This window comes from Rhodanobacter denitrificans, assembly GCF_000230695.2.
GTDB lineage: Bacteria > Pseudomonadota > Gammaproteobacteria > Xanthomonadales > Rhodanobacteraceae > Rhodanobacter > Rhodanobacter denitrificans.
Genome location: NC_020541.1, coordinates 3,164,714 through 3,183,960 on the forward strand (window position 1 = coordinate 3,164,714; position 19,247 = coordinate 3,183,960).

Consider the following 19,247-nt stretch of genomic DNA (forward strand, 5'->3'; position numbering starts at 1 on the left):
AGTGGTTTTTAGCCCGCCGGTGACAACAGCGCGCGCTTCAGGCCGATGGCAGCGATAAACAGTGCGGTCAGCAGGCACAGCACCGCTCCGGCACCGGGGCTGAGCATGTTGCTGATCTGGTCGCTCATCTGTTGGGCATAGCCGCTGCCCAGTAAGCTGCCCCCCGCGCTGCCGGCTTGGCTTATCGCGCTGTGGATGTCGAACCACGGCTTGAGCGTGGCCAGTAGTGGCAACAGCAGCGCCAGCCAGGCCCAGCGGTTGCGCCAGAACAGCGGCAACCCGATCGACAGGATGCCCAGCCAGGGCCAGAAGCTGCTGCCGGCTGACCCACCCAGGCTTTCAGTTGCCCCGGCCAGACTGGTCAGCGAAAAACCCCTGCTCATGCCTGTGCCTGGGAGTTTGATTTCCAGATACGACAGGAACAGCGCACCGATGGCGAACAGGCCCTGTGCGATCAACAGTGGCTTGCCTAGTCGGGTCAGCCAAGCGCCGGCGCCTCCCGCAGGGGCACCTTCCTTCAACGACTGCAGGGCTGCGCCACCCGCGCTACCCAATCTGCCCGCTAGCACGCCGGCCTTCTCTTTCAGCAGCACGTCATCAGTAATGCGTGTCACCGACTGAAGTTGGTCATCCACTATCCCAAGCTCCACGGTCTGGTTCACGGTAGGGGCGCTGTCACTGCGCCACTGACTGATGTCGAAGGCGAACTGGCGTTCGCCAGCCAGGATCAGGCCTTTGCCATCGTTGCCGTTGTAGTGGATGATCTTTCCTCGCATGGGGAATCCTCTTGGTCGGTTGGCACCAGCAGTCACTGGTGGTGCCGATAGTCCGTGGACTGTTCGCTGGATGTCCTCACGCCTTTCAAACGAAGTTCAAATGAAATTTATCTAGCTGATTTGTAAATTTTTTTTGCTGTCGTTGTCGAAACAGGGGTTGGGAATGACATCGAGTCACGCGGTTCCGGAAGCACCGGTGCTTTACAGGTGGTCGTTCGGCAAGACGGAATTTGACGAGGGGCGCTGGCAGCTGAGCATGGAGGGGGTGGTTGTCGAGCTGGAGCGCAAGCCGCTCGATGTCCTCCAGTACTTGCTGCACCACGCCGGCGAGGCAGTGACCAAGGAGGAACTGCTGGCCACGGTGTGGGAAGGCCGGATCGTGGTCGAGGCCGTGTTGACCAACGCCATCGGTAAGCTGCGCAAGGCGCTGCGGGACGAAGAGCAGGAACTCATACTCACCTTGCCCAAGGTCGGTTATCGCCTGGATGCCAAGGTCAGCCGCCGCGTGGTTGAGCACGTGCCGGAGGCGAGTCGCTTGTCGGTGGGCGACCTTGTCCCGCGTCGCGGCAACTGGCGCTTGGAGCAAGCGCTGGCCCGCCGCGGTGACGGCGAGGTGTGGCTGGCCCGGCATACCAAGACCGGACAAACCCGCGTTTTCAAGTTCAGTCTGGACGGGTTTCGCCTGACCGGTCTCAAACGCGAGGTCACGGTTGGGCGACTGCTGGAACAGGCGCTGGACAAACGCCCGGATCTCGTCCATGTCATCGACTGGGATTTCGAGCAGGCACCGTACTTCATTGAATTCGAATATGGCGGCGTCAGCCTGGATACTTGGCAAGAAGGCGGGAGCGGTATCGAAGCCCTGCCGCTGGAAACGCGCCTGGCGCTCTTCGTGGAGGCTGCCGACACCGTGGCGGCCGCGCATGGCGTCGGCGTGTTGCACAAGGATCTGAAGCCGGCCAACCTGCTGGTATACGGTGAACCGGGCGATTGGCACCTGCGCGTGGCGGATTTCGGCAGCAGCCGAGTGTTCGATCCAGGGCTGCTGGATAATCTGGGCATTACCCGACTGGGGCTCACGCAGACCCAGGCACTGTCGTCGGACACCGGTACTCCGCTGTACTTGGCACCGGAAGTCATGGCAGGACAGGTGCCCACCATCAAGAGCGACATCTACGCACTCGGCGTCACCTTGTACCAACTCATTGTGGGCGACTTCCGGCGACCACTGTCTGCCGGATGGGAGAACGACATCCCCGACCCCTTGCTGCGAGCCGACATCGCGGCGGCGGCCAACGGAGATCCCACACGGCGCCCGGAGTCGGTGGCCACCCTGGCTGAAGGCATCCGCAATCTGGAGCAACGCCGGCAGAAGGCGGCACTCGAAGCCAGCGTGCGGGATCGCATTGCCGTTGCCGAGCGACGCGCTGCACTGGCGCGTGCCCGGCGGCCGTGGATCGCCGCCGCCATGCTGGTACTGGTCGCAGGTACGGCGATTTCGCTGTTCTATGCGCAGCGCTCATATCGGAGCTCGCAACAAGCTCTGTCCGCCCAAGCCAAATCGCTGGCGGACAACGTCAGGATGAAGGCCGCGATTGGGAATGCGGATGCTCTCAACGACTTTCTGGTGCACAAGTTGCTGGAACCAGCCGACATCTTCAGCACCGGAAAGAGCAACACGACCCTGCTGGATGCATGGAACAAGGCCGAACCAAAGATAGCCACAAGCTTTGCCGGTCACCCCAAGCCGGAAATCAACCTGCGCGGCATGTTGGCCCGCGTCTACGACGCCAACCTTCAATACGACAAGGCCAACGAGCAAAATGCCCGGTCGGTGGCCCTACTGATCGCCAACCCGGACATTCCCCGCAAATATGAGTGGGAATACCGCCTGCACCAAGGCAACGATCTATCCAGGCTCGGTAAGCTGAAGGAGGCCGGCGACGTCATCGCGCCCGTTCTCAAGGCTGCCGCTGAAGGGAAGCTCGACGACCCCAATCTGCTTTACTCGCTTTACAGCCTCGAAGCACGCCGCAACGAAAACACTTCGCCGGCACAAGCCATAGCACTTTCCCGGAAAGCCCTCGACGCCGCCAAACGGGAGACAGCCTATCCTCGGGCTGCAATTGCCGCCGAGTTGAACTTGGCCAGCGAACTGGAAACGGCCGGTCAATATAAGGAGGACATCTCGCTGCTACTGGATGCACAGAAAAGGTCGACCACCGCCTACGGGCCGAAGCACACGATCACGCTCAATGTTCGCCGAAACTTGGTCATGGCCTACGCCGCATCCGGCAAGCTTGATCAAGCGCAGCGCCAACTGGATGCCCTCAAGGTGGATTTTATCGACACCTATGGAAAAAACTCCCGATGGCAGGTTGGTATGGATCGGGCGCAAGCCAACATCTACGCGCTGGAAGGGCAATATGCCAAGGTTCTCCCGCTATTCGCTTCAATCTACCAGCATGAGAAGGCGATCACGGGCCCCAGCGGGAACACCACTCTCTACGATCTGCGCGAGTACATTGAGGTCGCCCGACTGGTCGATCCCAAGCTCGCCAGCCGGCTACTCGACACCATGGATGAGGCCATCGCCACCCTTCCTGCGGGAGCCGCTGGCCAGTACGGTGCCACCTCTGCCTTACAACGAGCTTGCGTACTGGTTGCCGAAGGACAGCCTGGGAAGGCCCGCGCGCTAGCTGGCTCGCTGAACAGCACAAAGCTCGACAAATTGGACCCAACAGGCGAATGGAGCAAACGCGCCAAGAGCCTCACTCAGCCGGAGGCAGCGCAGAAGTCCGTATGCGCAACCACAATGTAATGATCGGTGAGGGTTAGCGCTCAGGGAACGACACCGGTCAGCATCAATTCGCTCTGAACGAGATGCACGGCGATCACATCACGCCGTGGTCCAAGGGCGGTCACACCACCCCCGAGAACTGCCAGATGCTCTGCATCCCGTGCAATCGGGACGAGAGCGATCAATGATCTCATCGCACCGTCGAAAGCCATCCCACCACACAGAGAATCACTCCATGGCCATTGATCTGAACAACCTCTCCCCGAAAGAACTTCAAGCGCTCATTGCAAACGCGAACGCTCGGATGCACGAAGCGCACGCGAACCAGGTTCGTGCGGTGCGCGCGAAGATCGATGCGATGCTCCAATCGGCCGGGCTGACGATCAACGAGGTCTACCCGACCCGGGGTGGCAAGAAGTCCGCGACCAAGAAAGGAACGGTTGCGCCGAAGTACCTCAACCCCAACGGTCCGGACACCTGGTCCGGCCGTGGCCGTGCGCCGGTGTGGTTTTCCGAGGCCCTCAAGAAGCGCGGCGTCACCGCTGAGAGCTTGCTGATTGGTGGCGGCGCCAAGAAAGCCGCAACGGCCAAAAAGGCTACGGTGAAAAAGGCCAAGAAGGCCCCCGTCAAAAAAGCCTGACATCAGAAGCTTCAACAAACAAAGGCATCCGGAAGGGTGCCTTTTTTGTTGAGCAGGGCTCCTTGGTGCCGCGCAGAGACAGCTGATGGTCACCGACGGGTCGTCGGCCTCGTCCACATCCTCAACCCCACCGGATCGACCCGCACCACACCGGGAACCCGGCGTCGAAGAATGTGATGCATCGTGCAGATTGAGAAATAGCGTCATACGGCAACCCTCGCAACTCCAACCCGCAAACAACCCGCGGGCTACGCCGAAAAAGAGGGGGTTGGACCGGGTAAGACCGGGAAGAGCTCCGTCCGAAAGCCCGGAAAACAAGGAGTTTTGGCCCGAGGAGCCGTTCGCCGCGAATCTTGAAAATCCCCGTGTCGGCGGTTCGATTCCGTCCCCGGCCACCATTTTATGGTTGTATATCAAAGACTTAGCCTGCTTTGCGATTTTTCGTGAAGTGGGCTTTTCTTTTGCAGGTAACGTCTTGGTAACGGCCAGAGCACCCGTTTGGGGCTTTAAAGTGTTCGACGAACAAATCCCCTGCTCGACGAACATGTCCCCTGTCCGACGAATTACATCCCCTGCTCGACGAATGATCGACGAATGGGGGCCATGCATGCGGGCGTTCGGACGCTTGCGAACGACCCGTTTAGACGTCCATTTCGTGGTTTCCGTCAGAAAACCCTGACACCCACCAGCACCCTACCCTGATGGGCTACAGGCTACACCGCTGGCACACTGTCCGTGTCTGGGAAGTCTGGACGCCGTGGAGGCCTCCACATCAAGGATGACCGACGCACCAGACCACGCCACCTCTTCATGGGGTGGCGTTTTTGTTTTGGGCATCGCATGCTCGACCACGACAACAGCGGGGGGGGGGGCGTCATGGCCGACGAAGGTTCCAAACACAAGCCAGGGCTTGTGCTCTCAAAGCTACTTTTGAACGAAGGAACGTTGGTCCAAACGGAGGGTTTGGGAGCAATCAAAGTGTTCAATCCCACGGTGCGAGTCATCGAGGGGCTGAACAGCAAATTTGCCAAAAACCTCGAATCAACACCCGTTGACGATGTGTTTGATGCTTACCTTGAACAAGCATTAGCCTTTGGGGAGGACGCCACCAAAGAAAGCCAAGGCGCGGCACTTGCTGATGTCAAAAAGCTCACACCCGCCGATAGGGAAACTATCGCTCGTGCGTTGCTGCACATCAAAATCGAAGATCCCAGCATGGCGGCACCAGAACCAACGACTTACGTCGGTACGTTCGTCCAAAAGGTGATTCAGCAAGTCAAAGATATGGCTGAAAGCCGCAAGGCCATGATGGAGCAGTTCCGCTCAATAGCCAGTAGTCCTCTATCGAAAAGCCTTTTGGATGAAAGCTTGCAGCAAAGCGAAATGCTTCAGCGCTTAGTCAATCCCATGATCACTTACCGATCTGCATTAGAAGCCATTGATCCCCTGGCAAAGATTAGGGAAAGTCTTGGAACGGGTGCCGCAGTGCGCTGGTTGCAAGAACAAGACGAACGAGCGGCCCACATCCGCAATTTGGGCTCTGCATCTGCGGCAATTCGTAGTGCTCAGGAGAAGCTGAACATTCCTCCTCCGATAGAGACTTACAGATTTGAGCCATCGACACGGACAATTCTGGATACAGGGAAGCCTGTCAGAGAGCACCATCAGAAGGTTGAGAAGATGGGTGCGCGTGTTGTTGAATTGACGGAAATCACAGCCCTGCGCATCGACAACCTGGTCCAGGCAGCTCAGGTCTCGCAAGAAACAGCAGTCAGAAATGCTGAAAAAAATGATCGGCGGGATGGTCGTAGCTACATGCTGGCCGTGATTGCACTGTTTCTTACAGTGTTCTTGTCGATGCTTTCCTTGGGCTACCAGATATGGTCCGCATCAAACAGCACTGCCGATCAGGAACGAAAAATGGATGTGCTAAAGCAATCCCTGGCCGAGCAGAAGCATCAAACCGAACTTCTGAATCGTGCACTCCAACAACGATCCGTAGAGCCAAATTCAGCCACAACCCTACCAAACGCTTCCGCTAAGCCAAACCCCATAGAAACTTTGAAACCGCCGACAACAAAGATGCAACATCAATAGAGTTCGCATCCACAATCATTATTGCGATGCCGCACGCATTGAATGATGTCATCGTCGGTCATCGGCCCGACGTCCCACCTGATTTTCGTGCCGGATTCTTCGAACAGCCCGCTCACCGAACTTGAATCTTAAAGGACTTCGGTGCGCCTCATAAAAATTCTTCAGTACCCCTCTTGCGCTCCTTCCGATTTCTGTTTGTATGGATATTACGAAAACAGAAACAGGAGAAAGCTTGTGACCAATTTGCCTTCCTCGCCAGCCATCGCCCCCACAAAACCGTCCCCTTGGTTACTCAATGATGAGCCTGACCTCACTCCCGACCAGGTCTGGATGGTGTTGGCCTCCGCGGGCCAGGGTGGTCTGAAAGTCTTGCGTGAGGGGGTTGCGATTGCTGACACCGCAGAACAGGCGGCCAAGGGCATCGAACAATCGCGGTGGACTCCGCTTGTTCTTGTGAATGAGACGGCACTGGACGCCCAGATCTCCGTCGCAGAGAAAGCGCCGACTTACGTGGTGCGCAACGTCTTCGGCCACGCTGGCACCCATCGGTTTGCGTGCGTGTTTGCCACAAATGATGACCAGCGGCCTATGCGCTTAGTCTGGGTTCTGGCACCCAATGAAAATGCGGCCAGACATGCATGGCGTCATCTCGGAGAGACAGAAGAGCCCACTGCGGTTTTCAAACTTTCAGACCTCGTGGCTTCGCGAGACAAGGTCCGCGATGTGCGCCTCCACCGTGGCGATGGTGCGATGACAGATGGACGCGATTTCTCAAACTGGCGTGAGAGATGGCGTGGACTGGAAGAACAAAATCGACCAGGTGGCCGCGCAGAGTTTGAGGCTGACATGAAAGAGCTTGATGCGATTCGAATGCGCGTTCAAACGAAGCGGCTCGCCGCCAAGGGCGAAAGGTGAGCTGCCACCTCGTAGGTCCTGATGATCCGCCCTACCGCGTCAGGTTGAAAACCTAATTCGCGAGAAACCGCCGCTGGGCTTTATCAAATCTGCTTGATCCATTCGAAACAAGCTTTGAAGCTGGGCATCTCTTGCGCAATCTCATCAGCCGCCATGACTCTCAATCGTTCTTCCTGCGCGATGATGGCTTCTTCCCCTTTGTCCCTCTCTCCAAGCACGTCCTCAATGCATCCAACCGGCCACGCCCAGACATTTTGAGCTTTCAATGCGTCATGGCATCCCAGCGCGATCGGCGCGCCTTCTGCATCCTCCGCAAATCTGGCCCAGGTTGTTGCAGCTGAATTTTGCCCCTGGTTGATCGGCAGTCCGTTCCCGCCCAAGGGCAACCCTTGCGCTGGGCCCAGTCGGGCCAACACCACTTTCGCCTGTGCCAAGTCGGCACCATCCTTATCCAGCCAAGCATCCGCTCCCTTGCGGGCCTCGACAAATGCGAAGTCCAGATCGACAACCGCGCAGAACTGGATGCCCATGGCTAGGAGCACTGAAAAGCTCTTGGGAATGCCCGAGCAATTGCCCAATGAAACGAAGCAAATGCGGTCGATCTCCGCGGAGCAACCGTAAAGGCGTTCGTAAAGCAGTGGCAGCAGTCGTTGATCGGTCTTGCCTTCGCAGATCACGACTTTGTCGCAAAAATAGATTTCAGCCACGTTGCCCAGTTCGAAGAGCGTGCGCGATTGGGCTTGGGCGTCGTTGAGCGCAGTGAGGACCGCCTCTCTGAGCGGCGCTTTCACCACTGCGCCTGCCGCTGGATCCCTGCGAACAACCACAGTGTCTGGGGCATTCTCACGACTGAGCATGAGCGGTGAGTGCGTGGAAAAGATGATCTGAAATCCTGCCTCAGACAATTTTCGCAACGCCTCTCTCAAACGCCGGACGCCTTGGGGATGTAAATACAATTCCGGCTCATCAATCAGCAAAATCCGGCGGGCCAGAACTTCGGCGCCCCCTCTACGTATATCAGCGAGGTAACGGATCAAGGCCATTTGAATGGCGCGCTGCGCACCGCTTCCCACCTGGTCGAAACGCCGCCTGTCCTTCGAAACATCATCGGTGACATGCAAGTCGCCTACCTTGAAGAACTCCTTTATGTCGATGCTCGGAACATCCATGTCGATCGCCAAGCCCGGGAAGAAATCAGCCAAGGCTATCGTCGCGTTCGCATCGAAACTTCGAAGCAAGGGTGACCGTTGTTGACCGTTGCTGGCGAGGAGGCCCCGAACCGAGTCCAATGCCTGCTGGACCTCGGCATGAGCTTCCAGAATCGGAGCCATGATTTCGTCAAGCAGACCACGAATGGTGCTTCCAGCCTTGGCCTTACCGAGGTCTTCGCTGACGTCCTCCATGGCGATGACGTGTAACGCCTCTGGCAGAAGAGCATTGACTGCCTCTGGCAACCCAGTGGGGTATTTACGCCATTCTGTAGGCGTTCCTTCACCAACATGCTTGGCTGGTTCCCAGACTTCTTGGACCGGCTTCATCGTGCCGAGGGTGCTGCTCACGCGGACCCACAACCGACCCTCCACACAATAGGGCGTGATTGCTGTTTGGTGTTTTGCCTCGGGAATCAGCGCAATGATTTCAGGCGAGATGCCGTCGATACATGCCGCGATGGAGATGATCTCATCTGGATTGTTTGGGTCCGTTTTCTGAAACGTGCGAGGTGTCAGAACAATCTTGATGGCTTCCAAGATCGTGGACTTGCCCACGTTGTTCTGGCCCACAAGCGGCGTGAAATCGCCCAGTGAAAGAGACACGTCCCGGCACGCGCGAAAGTTCACGATATGGATTTGGCTGATGCTGTGCACGGTTCCCCTCCCCTTCCCTAGGATTGAGCGCGACACCTCAACTATGTCGCCTCATATGCGCCCCACGATACTCCGACTCCACTGACTGCCAAAATAGTCAGTCGCCCGACCACGCCCACAAAGCTGATCAGAGCGATCCTTTACTCCTTTGTGTTGCGATCGCATTCAAAGAATGCCGCTATAGGGCGCCACCTCAACAAAGCCCGTGACTCCGTGCTCGTCGGTCACCCGAATCGTCGCCTTTGTGCCGACTGGGTCGAGCCCCTGGGACTTCGCGGTGTCCCAAGCCAAGGCGCGCACCTTGTCCATGTTCTGCTTAACGGTGGGTGGAAGGGGGACTTCCCGCCATACAGCCACCACCACCCTGCCGTTGGTTAGTTGGTGGGAAAACAGATACATGATGGGAGCTTGGACAAACACCGAATGCTCCTCGGGAGGACCTGGCAGCGGTTCTGTTATAGCGAGAACCACCTTCACTGCACGCATCGCCCCGGGGGCGGGAATGCGTATGGCCTTTCCTTCATTCGATGGCCGCCCCTGCCGAAGTTCACTGTCCGCCAGGAGGAGGAAGAACCACTCTCGCATGGGCCCTCTCGTCCCGTCGAGTGTGTTCCATTGAGCCAAGTGTCGCCCACCAGCCGGAACAAAAGGTGCTTCAGTCAGGGATTCATACTGAAGAGACCAATTGCCTTGCCCACTTTCGTGCAGACTAATCTTGGTGTGCTTTCCACCCGAAGTCGTCAGGTAGACATCACTTTTTGTGATGATCACAGTCCAGACTTCAGATTGCCGTTCCGTATCGCCCACTACGAACTTGAACTTCGCCCGCTTGCCCATCACTCCCCCGCTCTCACCGGACTTGCAGAGTAACCTGCGCAACGGGTTAGTTGGTGGCCATCGGTGGCACCCGACATGTGGGGCCAAAAGCGCCAGGTCGAAACCACCTTCGCCACCCTCACATTTTTCATCCCCTGCTCGACGAACGATCGACGGGCCAAATCGCGCAACCTTAATAGGTAACGTCTTGGTAACGGCAAACCGTGCCTTTCTGTGCCGCCTGGTGCCGGCAGGTGCCTCAGCAACCCTTGTGCCAAGCCAATCACGTCGCGGTCTGGCGCCATCCGTTTCGCCAATCAATCGGTTGAAAATCCCCGTGTCGGCGGTTCGATTCCGTCCCCGGCCACCATTTCATGCGGGTTTCCAGCCATCGGCTGACGCGCTTCGCATCTGACTGGGCGCTGCCAGTCTCCCCCGCTGTTCCGCCAGCCCCCGGGCCCGTCCTCTTGGGGTACAAAAGCCGGGCGTGCCCCACGTGCGCGATGCCGACTGGGTCCGCCTGCCCCACCTGTTCCTCACTTCAGGAAGTTCCCCCCCGCAACGGGCGGGATCGGGTCACGAGCGCACGCCAGATTCGGGTATTTCTCCGGCAGCAGGCGAAAGCAGCCATCGCCCATGCTGCGTCCGGAAAATCGTCGGAGAACCTTACATTTTTCGGCGTGTAACCCACTCGCGGACGATCAGCCCTCTGATCTACAAGCCATTTCGTTTTTGGCATAGGTCGTGCTCTCAAAACGTGCCGGGGGGCTTTCATTTCGACGGAGGCACTACACATGAACCTGCTGACAAGACGTTGGAGTACGGCAATCCTCGCGGGGCTGTTCGCTGCCGGAATGATCGGGGCCGCGCACGCTTCGACCACCACCTTCGCCGGGCAGGACGATGGTGCGCCCACGACCGGCCCATTCACCAACTCGGACGCCGCCCAGACCAGCTTCCTCGCCGCGGCATCCGTGTTCGGCCCCACCCACACGATCACCTATGAGAGCCTGGCCACCGGCTACTATTCACCCATCGCCGCCGCGCCAGGGGTGTCGATCACCCTGACCGGCCCGAATTTTGGGTCCGGGTTTTCGGGGATCAGCAACACCACGTTCGGCAACCTCTACGGCTTCAATACGACCTCCGCTGGCAGCCAGTGGCTCGGCTTTGCCGGAGGCTCGGCCACCTTCACCTTCGCCACGCCGACGTATTCCTTCGGGACGTTCCTGACCGGTCTGCAGACAACTTTCAGCGGCACCAACGCCCTCCAGGTCACCTTCAACGACGGCACCAGCCAACTCTTCACGCCGGCGATCAATGTGGACGGGGGAGCCGCGTATTTCGGCTTCACCGACACGTCGCCGTTCAGCTCCCTCACGTTGACCAACTTGACCACCGACGCCTGGGGTATCGACGACACGACATACAACGGGCGTTCGACCTCCGTGCCGGAGCCTGGCTCCCTTGGCCTGTTGGGCATTGGGGCGCTGCTGATCGGGGCGTTCGTGGCTTTGCGTCGCCGCTTTGCCTGAAGCGTTGCTGGGTTCGACTTGGATAAGCCCCCCGGCAACGGGGGGTGTGCTTTTGTGCGACGCGCAGTGCCGAGTCTGGTCGCATGCATGAGCAGGTGCGCAGGTGGCCCGTCCGGACACTGCATGGCGTCGCAACAGGGTCATATCCTGGTCGGCCGCCTCCATTTCCGGGTGATAGGGGAAAGGAGGGCGTTTCATGTCGCCAGCGGCGGGATTGTCGGAAAACCTTACAAAGCTACAGTATTTATGGATGGAAACTGATAAAAAACGCAATAAAATAAATAACTTGCGAGTTTGGCCCGAAGTGTGCTTATAAAAAACTGCTAGTGAGGTGTGCTTGCTGGTAGCGACGAATACCAGGCATTCGAAAAATCCCGGGCTGCCTGGCTACGGATGATGACAAGTCTCGATGGGAGTCAAACAACATGAAAAGAATCCCGGCTCTGACAGGCATTGCCCTGGTAGCACTGACGGTGCTGCCCTTGCAGGTTGCCGCGACCCCCATCTCGACCACCATTGCCCTGAACACCGTTTTTTCTGGCAACACACCGGATGGCCCTGCGCCCTGGCTCATTGCCGAGTTCACATCCTCGACGGGTTCGAACACGGGAACGCTGGTACTGTCCTCCCACACGACCGGCCCGGATTTCATACAGGGCCTGAGCAGTCAACAGTCCACCGTCGGCTGGGCCTTTTATCTCAATCAGGCGATCTCCCTCTCTGGCGCCACCTGCACCGCCGGTACTTGCGCGGACCAGGGCGCGTCGTACAAGGCCGGTGGTTTCAATACGGGCCCGGTGCCGGGCATGTTCAACCTTGCCTTCGGCTGGTCGCAGGGCAACCGGTTCATGATCGGGGATTCGGCGACCTATGCTTTGACGTTCACGAGCCCGCTGACCGGGAATCCGTTTGTGGAGAACGACAGCAATTGGTCATCGGTGGCGCACATCCAGGGCATCGCCAACAACTGCAGCGGCTGGATCGTGTCGGGGGACGGAACCGGCGCCGAGGGCAGCGGGCCCTGCGGCGACCCTCCGCCGGTGACGGTGGCGGAGCCCGGCGAGCTGGGCATGCTCAGCCTCGGCCTGTTGTTTGTCGGACTGTTGCTGGGTCTGCGTCGGCGTTACAGCTGATCGGCCCGCTTGTGTGAAGTCAGGTGCAGGCGACGCGAGAGCCTGCCGGGGCGTAGCCGGGCCGATCATGGTCGCCGCGGCGGCGCCAGTCAGGCGCGGACGCCCCGTTCCTCGCCGGGCCACCGACTTCTGCGCGCAGGGCTCCTTCGCTGAGGGAACCCTACTTCCGATTGGCTCACATCCTCGCATCAGCGAGGACACCTCAACCTAGGCTGCCGACCAGGCGAGACCGCGGCCCGCCAGACCGGTGCCGGCCGTCCGGCACGGATCAATACCGTAGCTGGCTTTCAAAAGGCCCGCGACCAGGGAACCACGCAGTTGCTCGGGCTCAAACGCGAAGCGATGCGAGAACTTGCTGGCGGGCAGTGGATTGTCACGCGCATCAGCGAGACCTCGTGGCAACTCGTCTTTCGCCAGCCCCTCAATCAGGCGAAGGCGCAAGGGCACCACGGGATTGTTCCGCACCATGGGGTAGCTTGTCGGTGGCGCGAATTGCTCGAAGCCGTAACAACGCACGTAGAACTGGGCATGCCGCGGATGCACACCGATGACGATGTCAGTCACGCCGATGTGCAACCCATAGTGCACGGCCCAGCGCATCATGCTGAACAAGGCCGCGACACCACGTGATGCGCACTGGCGACGATCCGCCAGCATCCCCACCTCCAGCAGGCGACGCCCTTTTCGGCGCAGTTCACCCAGAGGTCCCGCATATACGCTGTCCAGCGCGAGCCCCTTGGGGTTGTCACGAAACAGCGTCATCGTATAGCCGACTTCCGCTCCTTCCGCTCCCCATATCACGCATGCATGCTGTCCCACGGCAGAGGGAGCGGCATGCAGGCCATACGGGTTTTCGTCAATCAGCCCCATTTGCGTATAGCGCTCATATACCAGTCGCCAGGCCGATTCAACCTGTTCAAGACTGGTCGCGCAGGAACAAGGCTGTTCATTGCCGCGCACTGTTGAACGATTGAGACGCGCCGTAATGTCGACAACTGTCTCGGGCATTTCTGCCGATCTGATTATATTCATGTTCCAATCGCCGATCAGGGACACGTTGTTTCAAGGCATACTGCTTTCTTGGCAACACGGAGTTGGCTCCGTATTTGTCGACGTCGTCCCAGACGGGTATCGGTGCTGTGGGTGTGTCATCACCACGCAACCTGCAGCGCAGCGACCGTTTAGATGCAACGTACCGCGGGCTGGGTCCGATTGTACAACCTCGGGTACGATGGTTGTGTGAACGGCGTCGCCATATGCACAGGCCCCCCAGGAGCCCGGATCGGCCCCAATCCACGTCGAAATCGGCAACGGGGCATCGACACGCCGGGCAGCTGCCACCAGCCCGCGTGCCCCGGCCTTGAGCTTGAAGCGCGGGTGGAAGCGGCAGTGGATTTCGGTGGCGAATCGACTTTCCGAGTCGAACTAGACTGGTTTCGCTTCTTGAAATGGCCTATTTTGGTACATGCTTTTATCCATGAATAATGTGCTTGTGCGGGCAAGCTGATTGCCAGCCCCACAAAACCGTAATCGGCCGAAATCAGTTGCCATATCGGGACAGACGCGAACCGTGGACCGGTATACGAAAACTGGCATTCTTTGTGCAGGCATCGCCGCGCCCTCGGCAGATAATTCGCAGCCGTGGCGTTTCGAATGGCGCGGCGACGACCTGGACCTCCGAATCGACGCGAGCCGTAGCGGCCACGTATCCGATACCCGATATGTCCTCAGTGACCTGGCCGCCGGCGCGTGCCTGGAAAACATGGTCATCCACGCCGGGTCGCTAGGTTATGTGGCGGACCTGCAGCCCTTCCCGCAACCCGACGACGAGCTGTGGGTCGCGCGCATCCGTTGGCGCCGCGACCGGGAGCGCGCCCTCCCCGAGCCGCTGGCTGCTGCCATCGAGCAGCGTCACACCGATCGCCGTTTCCCTTGGCGCGGCCCGATCACCACCGCTACCCAGGCGCGCCTGGACGCCCAAGCCCGGCTGATTCCAGGACAGCGGCTCTGGTGGCCACAGACAGCGCGTGAGCGAAATGCCGCACGAAGCGTCATCAGGCAGGCCGAGACGCTGCGTTTCAAGAGCCCGACGCTGCACGCGGAACTGTTTTCGAGTATCCGCTTTGCCGCTGGCTGGCACACCGCCTGCGAGGAAGGCCTGGCCCCAATGACACTCGCCGTGGAGCCACCGTTGCGCCCGGCCTTTCAGGCGATGCGTCGCCCCGCGGTGATGAGCGTGCTCAATCGGCTGGGCGCGGCGTCGGTCCTAGGGTGGCGCTCGGCCTGGCTGCCCATCCGGCTGTCGCCGGGACTCTGTCTGCTCGTCATTCCGTCCACGGCGCGATCCGATGTACTCGCCGGTGGCCGCGCCTTGCAGCGCGTGTGGCTTCAGGCCACCCTCGATGGGCTGTCGGTCCAGCCGTATGCGGCGGCGGGAGTTCTCAGCCTGGGGTTCGTACCCGTCGAGCCGGCCTTTCAGCAGACGCTCTCGCGCCTGGGCTCGGCCCTGCACGACCTGTGCGCGCCGGGGTACGGCCTCGTGTTCCTGCGGCTTGGCCATGCGCAATCCGCACCGCGTGATCGCAGTGGGCGGCGAGCGCCTGGAAGCTTCGGCGCCCTCCCATAGTCCTGGCAAAGCGAGACCCTCGCTGGTCTGCGATAACCCTCGGCCCCGACGCAAGCTCATTTTCCGCCCGCCCTCTGCGGCTTGCCGCAGGCACCCGGCGATAGAACGTCGCAACCCGCAGACGTCGACCGCGACTTTCCTCGCTTCGCGGTTTCCCGCAAGGATGAGAGTGATTTACGCCTGTGTCGAAATCCTTTACAAATTCGGCCCGCAGTCGATCTCTCTAAATAAATTGCATTAAAAACAAATAATTACGCCAGTACCCCCCAGGGCGTGCGATCGCTCGGCGAAATGCCGGCAAGCGGGTTCGACCCCCCGGCGACCGACGGACGGTCGATTGCTTGAACATGTTGCTATTCAACAGGTTAGTGCCATGCCGATGCGACGGACACGGGGACACGATGGCAGAGACATCTGGATGAAGCACCCGCGGCTCTGCGCATGGCGGGCGCGGCATAGCGCCGGAATGCCTTACAGGTACCGGGCAAACTCGGCAGGCAAGCATGAAGAAACAAATACAAAACAGTGTCTTATATTCATGGCACGCCCGTTGCTTAATAAAACTCGCAGGGCGACGTCAATCGGGTACCACTGTCGTTGCGGTTATCCAGGTTGTTTCTCAGTGGAGGAAAGAATCATGTTGAAGAAGAAAAGCATCGGAATCGCCCTCGCATGCGCGCTGGCGCTGGGTGCGTGGAGCGGATCGACGTTTGCAACCCCCACCAATGTGGGCGGTGTCGTGTGGGATCCCAGCTCTCCGTTGGACCTGACCGTCCAGGCACTCAACTTCCGCGAATCGAGTATCTCGGGCGTCGGCAACGTGCTGACGGGCTACGGGGTAATTGGCTCGTTCAACGGGACAAACGAGGCAACGTTCTGCCCGGGCTGCAATCTCAACTTCACCTTCCAGTACACGGTGTCGAGCATCATCGGTAACCAGGTTGAGTTCAGTCCTGGATCCATCAGCTTTTTCGTCGACAACACCAGCAGCTTCAACGTGCTGAATCCGGCGACGGCCGGGATCGGTACGCCGTGGCTCACCTTGTCCGGCCATACCGGCTCGTTGCTTGGCTTTGCGGGCACGGCACAGCTTTTCTCGACGATCGTCGGCACGGTTGCCAATCCCCTGACCGGATCCAACGGCATCGGTTTTCTGGATGCGACCGGAGGTCCTGCGGCGTCCTACTTCCAGACCCATACGCAGGCCGATGGTCTGGGCGGATTCGCGGATTTCACGCTCAATTCGGAGTTCCTGTTCAGCGCAGTCAGGACGTGCACGGGTATCTCGCCGGATCCGGCCAATATCTGCCACTACCCGATTACGGGCACGGCCACGTTGATCGGCAGAACGGTACCCGAGCCGGGAGAGATGGGCCTGCTGGGTCTTGGACTGGCCTTTCTGGGCTTGCTTGTACGGCGTCGCGGCAAAGAGGCTGATGGACGCGTCTAGAGCCGGCGGCTCCTGACGTGTGCAGTTCTGCGATGGATGGCGCCGCTTGCGGAAGCGGCGCCATCCATCGTACGTCTGCGTCGAACCGGTTGGCTGGCCACGCAGCGCTTGTCCTTCACGCGGCAATCCACCTGACCCGCACAAACTCCCGACGCAGTCACTCTTGTCGAGCCAACGCCGCCGGCCCAACGTTCGGCAATGCTTCCAGGCAAGCCGATGTTGCCGCCTCGGTTCAGCAACCGCCCTGCGCAGCAAGGTCGAGAGTAGACGCCTCATGATGTCTGATGCACCGGTCACGCCCGAGCCGTTCGACTACGCCACGGCATTCAGCCGGACGATCGGCTGGATCACCAGGGCCGAGCAGGCGAAGCTTCGCTCCAGGCGCGTGGCGATCGCCGGACTCGGCGGCGTTGGCGGCAGCCATCTGCTGACCCTGACCCGACTCGGCATCCAGTCGTTCAACCTCGCCGATCTCGACCGATTCGGCACGGAAAATTTCAACCGCCAGGCCGGGGCGTTCCTGTCGACTGTGGGCCAGCCCAAGGTCGACGTGGTATCCCGGATGGCGCGGGACATCAATCCGGATCTGGACATCAACAAGTTCCCCGGCGGCGTCACCGTCGACAACATGGAGCAGTTCCTGTCGGGGGTGGATCTGTACGTCGACGGACTGGATTTTTTCGTGCTCGATATCCGCGCCAGGCTGTTTGCCCTGTGCGCCGAGCGCGGCATTCCGGCGATCACCGCGGCGCCGTTGGGCATGGGCGCCGCGGTACTGGTGTTCCTGCCGGGGCAGATGACATTCGAAGAGTATTTCCGGCTGGAAGGGAAAACACTCGACGAGCAATTGCTGCGCTTCATGGTGGGCTTGGCGCCCGCCGTGCTGCATCAAGGCTATCTGGTCGACCCGTCGGCGGTGGACCTGGTCAACCATCGGGGACCATCGACGCCCATGGCCTGCGAAATCTGCGCCGGGATAGCCGGCACCCAGGCGCTGAAGATCCTGCTGGGCAGGGGCAAGGTACTCGCGGCGCCCCACGGCCTGCACTTCGATGCCTACCGCAACAAGCTCGCCCGCACGTGGCGACCGGGGGGCAACAACAATCCGCTGCAACGCTTGCTCCTGTCCGTGGCGCGCCGCCGTTTCATGCGCCGGTAAGGGGCCCATTGGCGAGTCACTTTTTGGTTTTCCCGCATGACCCGATACAGGGGAATCTCCCCGATGGACTCGACCCGCCAGCGGCGAAGTTACGACGGCGTGAACGCCGAACAACGCGCAAATGCAGATACCCGCAAGCAAGCCGGTTTACTCACGCAAAACCACGCCGGCATGCGGCAACGTCTTGCTACACTCAAGCCACCACGGAACCGGGGGGTGTCCCGTCATGCAGCGGCTCAGGATTGATTTGATCGCCGCCGCGCGACCCAATTTCATGAAGGTCGCGCCGCTGTTCCACGTGCTGCACGAACAGCCGTGGTGCCGCCTGCGACTGGTACACACCGGCCAGCATTACGACCAGAACATGTCGGAGGCTTTTTTCCGTGACCTGAAGTTGCCGCCGCCGGACCTGCACCTGGGCGTGGGCAGCGGCAGCCACGCGAAACAGACCGCCGACGTGATGCTCGCCTACGAAGAGGCCTGCGCTGCGGATCGGCCGGACCTGGTCGTGGTGGTCGGAGACGTCAATTCAACGATGGCCTGCGCCCTGGTCGGCGCGAAGCTGCACATTCCGATCGCGCACCTGGAGGCCGGGTTGCGCAGCGGCGATCGCCGGATGCCCGAGGAAATCAACCGGCTGGTGACCGACACGCTGGCGGACATCCTGTGGACGCCGTCGCCGGACGCGGACGAACACCTCGCCGCCGAAGGCGTGCCACCGGAAAAGATCACCCGCGTCGGCAACATCATGATCGATTCCTACGAACTCATGCGTGAGCGCATCGACGCCAGTGGGGAGCGGCGCCGACTCGGGCTGGAGAACCATGCATACGCGGTGGTGACCCTGCACCGCCCCTCCAACGTGGACACGCCCACGCCGCTCACGGCGCTGGTCGACCAACTGATCCGCATGGCGGCCAGATTGCCGCTGGTGTTTCCGGTGCACCCGCGCACCCGCAAGAATCTGGAAGCCTTCGGCCTGTGCTCGAAACTGGCCGACGCGCCCAACCTGCAAGTCATCGAGCCGCTCGGTTACGTGGATTTCATGAACCTGGTCTGCGGTGCGCACCTGGCCATCACGGATTCGGGCGGCATCCAGGAGGAAACCACCTATCTCGGCATACCCTGCCTGACACTGCGCACCACGACCGAGCGGCCCATCACGATCACGGAGGGCACCAACCGGTTGGTGACTGCCGCCGGGCTGGTACCGGCGGTGGACGAGATTCTCGCCGGCCGCTGGCCGCAGGGACGCAAGCCCCGACTCTGGGACGGACATACCGCGGCACGCGTTGCGGCCGACATTCGCCGTCGCCTGCTGCGCGCACCGCCCCACGTCGCCGAAGCAACAGCAGTTCCCGCAACCGCCCACCAGCGTACGCGGGGCAATGCCTGAATCCGGGAGCGGACATATGCCCGATTGAGCGCAGACAAC

Annotated in this window: 15 protein-coding genes; 11 read left to right on the forward strand and 4 right to left on the reverse strand. The window is 60.2% G+C overall.

The annotated features are described in order from the left end of the window. Positions 1-8: 8 nt before the first annotated feature. On the reverse strand, positions 9-776 hold the full coding sequence (locus R2APBS1_RS14775) for a hypothetical protein (RefSeq protein WP_015448540.1): 768 nt from the start codon (positions 774-776) through the stop codon (positions 9-11). A 196-nt stretch (positions 777-972) separates the two neighbouring features. On the opposite strand from R2APBS1_RS14775, the gene R2APBS1_RS14780 reads away from it, so the two are divergent. The 5 genes from R2APBS1_RS14780 (at position 973) to R2APBS1_RS20250 (ending at position 7,228) form a co-directional block, all read left to right on the forward strand. Further along, the gene (locus R2APBS1_RS14780; RefSeq protein ID WP_236126961.1) at positions 973-3,597 is read left to right on the forward strand and encodes a protein kinase domain-containing protein; all 2,625 of its coding nucleotides are present in this window, start codon (positions 973-975) and stop codon (positions 3,595-3,597) included. 62 nt (positions 3,598-3,659) lie between these two features. Beyond that, complete coding sequence (locus tag R2APBS1_RS20710) at positions 3,660-3,764, forward strand: HNH endonuclease (protein WP_081602828.1); 105 nt, start codon at positions 3,660-3,662, stop codon at positions 3,762-3,764. A gap of 47 nt (positions 3,765-3,811) precedes the next feature. After that, complete coding sequence (locus R2APBS1_RS14790) at positions 3,812-4,216, forward strand: H-NS histone family protein (protein ID WP_015448542.1); 405 nt, start codon at positions 3,812-3,814, stop codon at positions 4,214-4,216. Between the two features lie 876 nt (positions 4,217-5,092). Continuing rightward, positions 5,093-6,313 carry a hypothetical protein gene (locus R2APBS1_RS20245; RefSeq protein ID WP_015448543.1) on the forward strand — a complete coding sequence of 407 codons (1,221 nt, stop codon included), beginning with the start codon at positions 5,093-5,095 and terminating at the stop codon, positions 6,311-6,313. A gap of 234 nt (positions 6,314-6,547) precedes the next feature. Then, positions 6,548-7,228 carry a hypothetical protein gene (locus R2APBS1_RS20250; RefSeq protein WP_157769757.1) on the forward strand — a complete coding sequence of 227 codons (681 nt, stop codon included), beginning with the start codon at positions 6,548-6,550 and terminating at the stop codon, positions 7,226-7,228. Positions 7,229-7,311: 83 nt separating this feature from the next. On the opposite strand, the gene R2APBS1_RS14800 is transcribed toward R2APBS1_RS20250, so the two are convergent. Both R2APBS1_RS14800 and R2APBS1_RS20255 read right to left on the reverse strand, forming a co-directional pair. Beyond that, the gene (locus R2APBS1_RS14800; protein WP_015448545.1) at positions 7,312-9,093 is read right to left on the reverse strand and encodes an ATP-dependent nuclease; all 1,782 of its coding nucleotides are present in this window, start codon (positions 9,091-9,093) and stop codon (positions 7,312-7,314) included. 165 nt (positions 9,094-9,258) lie between these two features. Continuing rightward, entirely contained in the window at positions 9,259-9,930 is a 672-nt protein-coding gene (locus tag R2APBS1_RS20255) for a hypothetical protein (protein ID WP_157769758.1), read from the reverse strand. Positions 9,931-10,703: 773 nt separating this feature from the next. Here R2APBS1_RS20255 and R2APBS1_RS14810 point away from each other — a divergent pair. Both R2APBS1_RS14810 and R2APBS1_RS14815 read left to right on the forward strand, forming a co-directional pair. Next, positions 10,704-11,444: a PEP-CTERM sorting domain-containing protein gene (locus R2APBS1_RS14810; protein ID WP_015448548.1), complete on the forward strand. Its 741-nt coding sequence runs from the start codon at positions 10,704-10,706 to the stop codon at positions 11,442-11,444. 425 nt (positions 11,445-11,869) lie between these two features. Continuing rightward, positions 11,870-12,577, forward strand: a complete 708-nt coding sequence (locus tag R2APBS1_RS14815; RefSeq protein WP_015448549.1) for a hypothetical protein — start codon at positions 11,870-11,872, stop codon at positions 12,575-12,577. Between the two features lie 207 nt (positions 12,578-12,784). On the opposite strand, the gene R2APBS1_RS14820 is transcribed toward R2APBS1_RS14815, so the two are convergent. Further along, on the reverse strand, positions 12,785-13,633 hold the full coding sequence (locus R2APBS1_RS14820; RefSeq protein WP_231381730.1) for an N-acyl amino acid synthase FeeM domain-containing protein: 849 nt from the start codon (positions 13,631-13,633) through the stop codon (positions 12,785-12,787). Positions 13,634-14,147: 514 nt separating this feature from the next. Here R2APBS1_RS14820 and R2APBS1_RS14825 point away from each other — a divergent pair. The 4 genes from R2APBS1_RS14825 (at position 14,148) to wecB (ending at position 19,208) form a co-directional block, all read left to right on the forward strand. After that, positions 14,148-15,203 carry a nitroreductase family protein gene (locus R2APBS1_RS14825; RefSeq protein ID WP_015448551.1) on the forward strand — a complete coding sequence of 352 codons (1,056 nt, stop codon included), beginning with the start codon at positions 14,148-14,150 and terminating at the stop codon, positions 15,201-15,203. A gap of 637 nt (positions 15,204-15,840) precedes the next feature. Next, positions 15,841-16,653: a PEP-CTERM sorting domain-containing protein gene (locus R2APBS1_RS14830; RefSeq protein WP_015448552.1), complete on the forward strand. Its 813-nt coding sequence runs from the start codon at positions 15,841-15,843 to the stop codon at positions 16,651-16,653. 163 nt (positions 16,654-16,816) lie between these two features. Then, a complete protein-coding gene (locus tag R2APBS1_RS14835; protein ID WP_244868492.1) occupies positions 16,817-17,812 on the forward strand; it encodes a ThiF family adenylyltransferase in 996 nt (331 codons plus the stop codon). A 226-nt stretch (positions 17,813-18,038) separates the two neighbouring features. Further along, a complete protein-coding gene (wecB, locus tag R2APBS1_RS14840; protein ID WP_015448554.1) occupies positions 18,039-19,208 on the forward strand; it encodes a non-hydrolyzing UDP-N-acetylglucosamine 2-epimerase in 1,170 nt (389 codons plus the stop codon). Positions 19,209-19,247 lie beyond the last annotated feature (39 nt).

What these genes read in the sequence shown, in the direction of transcription:
- wecB (WP_015448554.1), top strand. Translation starts at nt 18,039, where the DNA reads ATGCAGCGGCTCAGGATTGATTTGATCGCCGCCGCGCGACCCAATTTC.
- R2APBS1_RS20710 (WP_081602828.1), top strand. Translation starts at nt 3,660, where the DNA reads ATGCACGGCGATCACATCACGCCGTGGTCCAAGGGCGGTCACACCACC.
- R2APBS1_RS20255 (WP_157769758.1), bottom strand. Translation starts at nt 9,930, where the DNA reads ATGGGCAAGCGGGCGAAGTTCAAGTTCGTAGTGGGCGATACGGAACGG.
- R2APBS1_RS20245 (WP_015448543.1), top strand. Translation starts at nt 5,093, where the DNA reads ATGGCCGACGAAGGTTCCAAACACAAGCCAGGGCTTGTGCTCTCAAAG.
- R2APBS1_RS14810 (WP_015448548.1), top strand. Translation starts at nt 10,704, where the DNA reads ATGAACCTGCTGACAAGACGTTGGAGTACGGCAATCCTCGCGGGGCTG.
- R2APBS1_RS14775 (WP_015448540.1), bottom strand. Translation starts at nt 776, where the DNA reads ATGCGAGGAAAGATCATCCACTACAACGGCAACGATGGCAAAGGCCTG.
- R2APBS1_RS14830 (WP_015448552.1), top strand. Translation starts at nt 15,841, where the DNA reads ATGTTGAAGAAGAAAAGCATCGGAATCGCCCTCGCATGCGCGCTGGCG.
- R2APBS1_RS14815 (WP_015448549.1), top strand. Translation starts at nt 11,870, where the DNA reads ATGAAAAGAATCCCGGCTCTGACAGGCATTGCCCTGGTAGCACTGACG.
- R2APBS1_RS14790 (WP_015448542.1), top strand. Translation starts at nt 3,812, where the DNA reads ATGGCCATTGATCTGAACAACCTCTCCCCGAAAGAACTTCAAGCGCTC.